The 8,322-nt window shown below is 37.1% G+C and carries 5 protein-coding genes and 1 other RNA gene; 5 read left to right on the forward strand and 1 reads right to left on the reverse strand.

Going from position 1 to position 8,322, the window contains the following annotated elements; all coding sequences use genetic code 11:
* The 3 genes from ABXH34_RS16020 to ABXH34_RS16030 form a co-directional block, all read left to right on the forward strand.
* A partial coding sequence (locus ABXH34_RS16020; protein ID WP_353572893.1) for a GldG family protein occupies positions 1–1,300 on the forward strand: 1,300 nt, incomplete at its 5' end.
* Position 1,301: 1 nt separating this feature from the next.
* Entirely contained in the window at positions 1,302–2,171 is an 870-nt protein-coding gene (locus ABXH34_RS16025) for a DUF4340 domain-containing protein (protein ID WP_353572894.1), read from the forward strand.
* Between the two features lie 334 nt (positions 2,172–2,505).
* Positions 2,506–5,547 (forward strand): ATP-binding protein, encoded by a 3,042-nt coding sequence (locus ABXH34_RS16030; protein ID WP_353572895.1) that lies wholly within the window; start codon positions 2,506–2,508, stop codon positions 5,545–5,547.
* 322 nt (positions 5,548–5,869) lie between these two features.
* Here ABXH34_RS16030 and ssrA read toward each other — a convergent pair.
* Positions 5,870–6,217, reverse strand: a transfer-messenger RNA (tmRNA) gene (ssrA, locus tag ABXH34_RS16035).
* Positions 6,218–6,593: 376 nt separating this feature from the next.
* Between ssrA and glnK the strand changes: the two genes are divergently transcribed.
* On the forward strand, positions 6,594–6,932 hold the full coding sequence (gene glnK / locus ABXH34_RS16040) for a P-II family nitrogen regulator (RefSeq protein WP_353572896.1): 339 nt from the start codon (positions 6,594–6,596) through the stop codon (positions 6,930–6,932).
* A 16-nt stretch (positions 6,933–6,948) separates the two neighbouring features.
* The gene (locus ABXH34_RS16045; protein WP_353572897.1) at positions 6,949–8,235 is read left to right on the forward strand and encodes an ammonium transporter; all 1,287 of its coding nucleotides are present in this window, start codon (positions 6,949–6,951) and stop codon (positions 8,233–8,235) included.
* Positions 8,236–8,322 lie beyond the last annotated feature (87 nt).

Below are 8,322 nucleotides of genomic sequence, written 5' to 3' on the forward strand. Positions count from 1 at the left end.
GTTAAGTACACAGTATGTTTATCAAGTAGATTGGACGCGCAATGCAAGACACACCCTAACTGCACCCAGTCAAGCGGTATTAAAACAACTTCCAGAACCAATTCAAATGACGATTTATATCGAGAATGATGAAATGAGTCGCAAATGGATTGGGGATTTGATTCGTAAATATCAGCGCGAGAAAGACAATTTTAAACTCAGGTTTGTAGACCCTTATACTGTACCTGATAAAGTCAAAAGCTTAAATGTCAAAATGACCCCTCAAGGACAATTGTTTGCGGTGCTGGAAATTCAGTATCAAGAACGTACTGAAACCATTCAACAGTTAGTCGAATTTCTAACCGAACAAGAAATTTCCTCCGCGCTACAGCGTTTAGCCCGTAATCAAAAACATAAAATTGCTTTTTTACAGGGACATGGCGAACGTAATCCTCAAGGCCAAGCTAACCATGATTTAGGTTTATGGAGTCAAGAACTGAGTAATGCAGGGTTTGAAATTCAAGCACTTAATTTGAGTCAACAAACCGATATTCCTAGTGATATCCAAACTTTGATTATTGCCAGTCCTCAAGTCAATTTATTAACGGGAGAGGCCAGTTTAATCAATCAATATGTGCAACAAGGCGGCAATTTGCTATGGATGTTAGAACCCAATGAATCATTGCACGGTTTAGAACCTGTGGCTAAGTCTTTTAATTTAACTATCGCACAAGGCATTTTAGTTGATCCAAATAGTTGGGTCGGTGCAAATAACCCCGGTATGTTGGTGTTACCCGCATTATCCCATATTACGCCACATGTGATTTTGGCAGGCTTTCAACAAGACAGCTTATTCCCTAAAACGGCAGGATTACAGCTTGAGCCTTCTGACGAATGGGAGGCAGTCAACTTATTAACAACAGCCCCCGAAGTTTGGTCAGAAATTAATGAATTAAAAGGCGAGGTTCAATTTGATGAAGAGCAAGATGTAGATGGGCCTTTAACTATAGCCATCGCCCTCACTCGTGAAATAGAAAACGAGACTGCAACTGAGCAACGTATACTCATATTGGGTGATGGGGATTTTGTATCAAATACTTTTATAGGAAATGGCGGCAACTTGGAATTAAGTTTGCGTATGTTAAATTGGTTGGTGCAAGATGATGCTTTTATTGATATTCCCGTACAAACAACCGATGATACAAAACTTAGCTTCAGCCCCACAGCCTTTAATTTTCTAGCCATATTTTTCGTGATTGTGCTACCTATCAGTTTATTAATTACAGGTATGTTTGTATGGTTAAAACGGAGAAAAGCCTAAAATGCAAAAACGTATGCTATTGAATATGGCTTTACTATTGCTCATGCTAGGATTGGCTGTCATTGCTTTGCTTAAATGGAAATCAGACGCACCACCCGAGATTGAATCTTTTACAGCTATAGATAAAAACCAGATTCAACAGATAGTGATTAGCCGAATGGATGATAACGGGCAGGAATCTGAAATCGTGTTACAAAAGCAAGAGGAACAATGGAATATCAGTGCACCGTTACAATTAGCCGCTAATCAATTTCGTATTGACAGTATTTTACAGTTTTTGACCACGAAACATTATCAGCAGCTAAGCTCACCTGTTGACTTTGCTGCATTGGGTTTAGAGCAACCTTCAACCCGTTTAACTGTCGAAGGTATCGAGCTGAGTTTAGGAGCTAAATCTCCTTTCAACGATGGGCGGCGTTACGTTTTACTCAATAACAAAGCCTATCTTACCGTTGATACTATTTCGTATTTCTTAACAGGGAATCCTGCATTATTTGCAAGTTTATTCCCCTTGGGAAATCAGCCTGTTATTACCCGTTTAACGTTGCCAGATTTATCGCTCCAGTTACAAGATCATCATTGGGAATTATTAACACCTATAGATGAATCTTTAGATAACAGTGCAGATGCAATTCAAAGTCTGATAAAAGCGTGGCAACATTTACAAGCTTTAAGTGTACGCCCTTATCAGGCACAAACAGGCAATTTCGCTACGGTTTCTATATTATTAACAACTGATGTGAAGCCATTACAATTTACAGTTTTAGCGACTAAACCCGAGTTTATTCTGGCTCTTCCTGAAAAAAAGGTGCAATATCAAATTGCCAGTGAGCAAATCTCTAAGCTATTTTCTTTACCAGAAAAACTGTAAAAATGGTTTAAAGATTACTTGAACTACCCTGAAAATGACAGTTGCTTCATAAAATTTTAAACTGGATAGTTTCTTATTTTGCGCTAATATTTTTATATTTATTGTATTTTTTATAACATAATTCAATTTATAAACTATTTTTATCAATTTTGTTTTTTTGTGATGGATTGTATAATGGCTTGATAGATACATTGATATTTATTATAAGCCTCAATCTAAAAAAACTCTTAGGTTTTAAATATTCAAAATAGCACCGAAGATAAATGAAAAAATAGATATGACAACTTAACTTGAGCTGAGACGGGTATCTCCCCTTTCGTCCGAGCATAATCGAATGAAAATACAAACTAAAATAAATATATTTGCCTTTTTACTGCTTGCTCTACTAGCCATTCCAATTGTAGTGATGGGTTACTTTTCAATTAATCAAATTGTCTACAAGCTTAATCGCGAACTCTTCAGCAAAGAGATAGATAATATTAACCAAGAAATTACAGAGCTTTATGAAACCTTAGAGTTCTCTGGTGTGTTGGGTATTGAAAGTTATATCATTAATGCACAACAAGAATTATTAGATAAATTCAAACATTATCACTATGGTGAGACTGGATATTTGTATATTATCAATTCTGATGGAGAAGTCATATTACATCGTGATTTTACAAAAGAAAAACAATTAGATTATTCATTTATACATACCATAATAGAACAAAAAAATGGGGAAATTCAATATGCTTATAAAGAACAATCTCGTTATGCTGTATTTTTAACCACACCAAAATGGGATTGGACAATTGTACTTTCTGTCACAAAAAATGAAATTTTCCAGCATAGAGCCACTTATTTGAAATTTGTGGTCTTTTTTACGCTGATTCTATTTTTTAGTTTATTACTATTATCTCATTTATTTACTCGACGCATCAGTGTCCGAATTGATGATACTTTGGTATTTTTAAAACAAGTTGAACAGGGCAATTTAGATGCAAGAATCAGTGTTCAGGCTAAAGATGAAATAGGGATGATTCAAACAGGTATTGATTCTATGATAGAAAAAGTATCTGAAGTCAACCGTTTAATGAGTTGGGAAATTGAGCAACGTAAATCTACTGAACAAGCATTGCGAGAAAGCCAAGCAATTTTAACCAATGTTTTAGATAATTCACCCTCTGCTATTTTTGCTAAAGACCTTTCTTGGCATATTACGATGGCAAGTCAGAAACTGGCTAAATTATTAAATCTTCCCCAAGAGCAAATCATTGGAAAACCTGATTACGCCCTATTTTCAAATATTGAAGAGCTGCGTAAAATTGATAAAAAAGTCATAAGTACTCAAAAACCTGTTATTGCTGAGGAAAATATCGCTTGGGGTAACGGGGAGCATACTTATTGGACAACCACTTTTCCCCTGTTTGATGGTGCACATAAATTATATGGTATTGGCGGTATTTTGACCGATATTTCGGATCGGAAACAAGCTGAAGCTGAGTTGCGTGATAGAGAAATACGCTATCGCAATTTATTTGATTCTTCTCCTATCTCTTTGTGGGAACAAGATTTTTCGAAAGTTAAAACCCAAATTGACTATTTACGATCCACAGGTGTGATTAATTTTGAAAAGCATTTTGCACATAATCCAGAACAAGTATATCAACTATTAAACTTAATCAAAATTATCAATGTAAACCAAGCAACATTGGCTTTATATCAAGCTCAGGATAAATCTGAACTTATGGCATATTTATCTAACTTAATGATTGATGCGTATGAAAGTTTCAGCAGCTTATTTTTAGCATTATCCCAAGGTCAGAATCATTTTGAAACCGAAACAATTCATCGTACCATCAATGGAGAACCAATCCATGTCGCAGTTCAATATTCAGTAGTTGCAGGTTTTGAAGGCAATTATGAAAAAGTCTTAGCACTTATTATTGATATTACTGAGCGCAAAAAATTTGAAATTCGTTTACAACAAGCTAAAGAAGCGGCTGAAATTGCGAATCGAGCAAAAAGTACATTCCTAGCCAATATGAGCCATGAATTGCGCACACCACTTAATGGGATTTTAGGTTATGCACAAATTTTGGGGCGTGATGAAGATTTAAGTAAGAAGCAAGCTGAAGGTATTCAAGTGATTCAGCGTAGCGGCGATTATTTATTGAATTTAATTAATGATGTATTAGATTTGGCTAAAATAGAAGCGGGTCGAATTGAATTATTTTCAAAGCCATTTGATTTTGCGGATTTTATTGCAGGCATCGTTGATTTATTTAAAATGCGGGTCATGCAAAAGGACATTGGTTTTGAATATGAAGCTCTGTCAAGTCTCCCCAGAGTTATTGCAGGTGATGAAAAACGTCTGCGGCAAATCTTAATCAACTTGCTTGGCAATGCGGTGAAATTTACTGAAATGGGTTGTGTAACCATGAAAGTAACATACCAGCAAGATGTCGTGCATTTTGAAGTATTGGATACGGGGATTGGGATTGCTGAAAATGAAATAGATAAAATATTCTTACCTTTTCAACAAGTAGGTCATGAAGATTATAAGGCGCAGGGCACGGGACTTGGACTTTCTATCACCCATGAATTGATTGAAAAAATGGGCGGTGAATTACACGTTAATAGTCAGCTAGGTATAGGTACTTGTTTTTGGTTTGATTTAAATTTACCTGAAATTCAGCAGGATGATATAAATGATGAGACAAATAGTGTTGCGGTGAGTTATGTGCCAACAGGTGATAAACAAACCGACTATACCGTGTTGATTATTGATGATAATAATACCAGCCGTCAGATTATTATTAATTTATTGCAACCGCTTGGGTTTCAGGTTTTAGAAGCCAAAAATGGTCAACAGGGTTTGAATATATTCACTCAACAATCCGTAGACATTATTCTGACTGAGCTAAATATGCCTGTGATGGATGGGTTTGAAATGATGCGCCACGTTCGTAACAGCTTAAAACATAAGACCATACCCATGATTGTGATTTCATCTGACGTATTTGAAGATCATCAACAAAAAAGCTTTGATGCAGGTTGCAATGCTTTTGTTGCTAAACCGTTACAATTAAAAACTTTATTAGATTATTTACAACAATATTTATCCCTAGATTGGATTTATGCTGCGAAACAGGATGATGATGATATTGAGCAAGACAATATTAATTTAAGTGACATAAGCCTAACTCGAGAGCAAGCTGAGATTTTATTTGATTTAGGTATGATGGGAGATGTACAAGAAATTGTAAATTATTTAGAAAAAATAGAGCAACAAGATAAGCAATTACGGCCATTAACTCAAGAATTACATCAAATGGCAAAAGAGTTTATGGTGGATGAAATTTGTGATTATATTCGCCCCTTTATGGAATAATGATATTGAGCCAGTTCAAGCTAGAGCCTAGTCCATTACATTATCTATAATAAATAAGCTTTTCCGTTTTCCTAATCCTTATATTTCCTTAGCACCTCAAATGATAGCCTGTTAATCATCATGACGGCACAAAAGGCTGGTATAGATAATCATACACAAAGCGGTATACTAACTCCAAATTGATTAATCCGCTAAATATTAACAAACAGAAATTGCTTTAAACACAATACAAATTATTGAAATAGTTTGGATTTTGCAAAAAAAATCTGGATGATATTGTAAGTATTGATGGAATAGAACCGAGAAAGATATAAGGAAAAAATGGTGGAGGCGGCGGGAATCGAACCCGCGTCCGCAAATCCTCTGCCTTTGGGACTACATGCTTAGCCAAGTCTTCAATTTAACCCCTACTGCGCCGACTGGCAGGCACATATAACGGCTGGTTTGGTTGATTTAGTGCCAACACCCCAAACAAATATGGACACGAGCTCATGTAGTTTGTCCCCTAGCTTAAATCCATAAGCATATCGAAGCAGGGGTTAGCTGGTTAAGCAGCTAAAGCGTAGTTGTTATCGTTTGCAACTATAATTTTTACAGTTTATTTACGAGGTGACTGCCCCTCGGCATGCCCCTTAGGTTTTGTAATCCACGTCGAAACCATGTCGCCCCCTAAGGTGATCGTTGATTATAACAGAAAGCTATTTATTTTTATACTCACAAAAAAACCTATTTATATTTAACACTGCTGGATAAAAAATATTTAGCCAAATCTTTATGAATTAAGGATATTTGTGCAAAAGCTATTCTATTTTATCTTTATGAATATCTCTGCCTGCACTATCTAAGTGCGCTCTCAAATTTTTCGCTACACCACAGTGCATAATTCGCCCCAAAATAGCCCATTATATTGCGTCAATAAACTTATCTATTTGTAAACAAACAAAAAATAACAATGGCACATTTATTGTTATACCCTCAAGCCAATAAAGCCAGTTTTATTGGCTTAAGATTTTTAACACTACATACAGAGGTTAGGAGTCAATCTCATGAAAATGGTTGCTGCCGTTATCAAACCTTTCAAACTCGATGATGTGCGCGAAGCTCTATCTGAAATCGGGGTGCAAGGTATTACCGTTACAGAAGTCAAAGGGTTTGGCCGTCAAAAAGGCCATACAGAATTATATCGCGGTGCAGAATACGTCGTTGACTTCCTACCTAAAATCAAAGTAGAAGCTGCAGTTTCAGAAGATATATTAGACCAAGTCATTGAAGCGATTAGCAAGGCTGCCAACACTGGTAAAATTGGTGATGGAAAAATCTTTGTTTACGGCTTAGAACAAGTGATGCGAATTCGTACAGGCGAAATTGGTAAAGACGCACTTTAATAGGAGAAACTAAACCATGTACTTAACTAAACTCATTGCACTATTACTGACACTAGTGCCATCATTAGCCTTTGCTGATGAGCTTAATTCAGGTGACACCGCGTGGATGCTTACCGCAACCGCTTTAGTTTTATTTATGACGATTCCAGGTTTATCTTTATTCTATGCAGGTATGGTGCGTAGTAAAAACGTATTATCTGTATTAATGCAATGTTTTGCAATTACCTCTCTCATGTCTGTGTTATGGACAGTTGGCTTATATAGCTTAGCATTCACAGATGGTGGCGAGTTCAACTTCCTTATTGGTGGTTTAGATAAAATGTTCTTAGCAGGTGTTACTGTTGACGCTATGACCGGCACGATTCCAGAATCTGTTTTCATGACGTTTCAAATGACATTCGTGATTATTACGCCTGCATTAATTGTTGGTGCATTTGCTGAACGGATGAAATTTTCTTCAATGCTTATTTTCATGGCGTTATGGGCAACTCTCGTTTATGCACCAGTCTGTCATTGGGTATGGGGCGGTGGCTGGCTCAGTGGAGACGGCGTGTTAGATTTCGCAGGCGGTACAGTTGTACATATTAATGCGGGTATTGCAGGTCTTGTTGCGGCTATCATGTTAGGCAAACGTAAAGGTTATCCAACTACAGCAATGCCTCCTCATAACTTAACTTATACTGTTCTTGGTGCATCTATGTTATGGGTCGGTTGGTTTGGCTTCAACGCAGGTAGTGAGTTAGCCGCTGATGGCACAGCAGGTATGGCAATGGCGGTTACTCAAATCGCAACTGCAACCGCAGCATTAGCTTGGATGTTCAGTGAATGGGCAATCCATAGAAAACCAAGCGTATTGGGTATTGCATCTGGTGCAGTCGCAGGCTTAGTTGCCATTACTCCAGCATCAGGCTCGGTAGGTCCAATGGGTGCTTTAGCTATCGGCTTAGCGGCTGGCGTAATCTGCTTTTTCACTGCAACCAATATCAAACAATTATTTGGTTATGATGATTCATTAGACGTATTCGGTGTCCATGCCATGGGCGGGATTGTCGGTGCGATTCTAACAGGTGTATTTTGTGCAGAACAATTCGGCGGTGCAGGTTTCGGTGGCGAAATCACAACCATTAGCGAACAAGTGTTTGTTCAAACTAAAAGTGTGATCGTAACTATTGTTTACAGTGGCGTAGTCAGTGCTATTATCTTAGGTGTAATCAGTCTAGTAATCGGCTTGCGTGTAGATGAAGAACAAGAGCAAACTGGTTTGGATATGGCATTACATCAAGAACGTGGCTACATTATCTAAGATTTTTGATAGCCGACTTGCGATTAATATCTAACTTATGACTGTTAGCCCCTCAAAAGCTGGCAGTCTTAATACTTAGTATAAAGT

The sequence above is a fragment of the Candidatus Albibeggiatoa sp. nov. BB20 genome (assembly GCA_016744725.1).
Classification (GTDB): domain Bacteria; phylum Pseudomonadota; class Gammaproteobacteria; order Beggiatoales; family Beggiatoaceae; genus Albibeggiatoa.